Below are 739 nucleotides of genomic sequence, written 5' to 3' on the forward strand. Positions count from 1 at the left end.
TGGGCAGCCGCAAGGAGAGCGTCCCGCCGAACGCCTGGACCGAGTCTGGCCGGACACCGGTCCTAGCGGAATCGTCTAACAGCCGCCAGTCGGCGCACCTGAACTACCGGATCTGCCGATGAGCACGTGCGGCGGCCCCGGGGCGGCACGCGGATGGTGGACCCGCTTCCGCTATCCATATGACGTCCGCGACGACCTACCGGATCTGCCGCGACGAGTGCGCGCTGATGCCGATTCTGGGTGGGCAGTGGACGCACGGCTCGGCCAGCGGCGGGTGGAGCGGTTCACGACGACGACGAGCAGGGGGCGGGGCCTCGCGACACCTTCCAGGCGGACGCGCGCTAGGTGCGGGTGGCGGTGAAGACGTAGCGGTTCAGGCTGAAGAACCAGTCATCGCCGAGCCCTCGCATCGAGTCCTCCCACGCCTCGACGGTCGTCGCGTCCAAGCCGTTCCGGCCTCTGACGAAGGTGGCAACCAGGCCGAGCAGGATGCCGCTGAAGCTCTGCTCGGGAGTGCCGACGTTCAGCAGTGGCACCACCGACGGGCGATCCACGGCGAAGCCCGCCGCGGTGAGCGCGCGTCCGAGGGTACGCGGCAGGTACGGGTCGGCCAGGTGCTCCCGCCACGCGACCAGCACTCGCGCCATCACCTCCTCATCGGGCGTCGCCCACACGAGGGAGTCCCAGTCCGTGTCCAGGACCAGGACCCGCCCACCGGGCCGGAGCACGCGGTGGATCT

The 739-nt window shown here is 70.2% G+C and carries 1 pseudogene; it reads right to left on the minus strand.

The features are described from left to right. Positions 1-341: 341 nt before the first annotated feature. A pseudogene (locus ACFQQI_RS19400) lies at positions 342-739 on the minus strand (methyltransferase type 11); the annotation flags it as partial.

Source organism: Nocardioides sp. GCM10030259, from assembly GCF_042666375.1.
In the GTDB taxonomy this organism is placed as follows: domain Bacteria; phylum Actinomycetota; class Actinomycetes; order Propionibacteriales; family Nocardioidaceae; genus Nocardioides.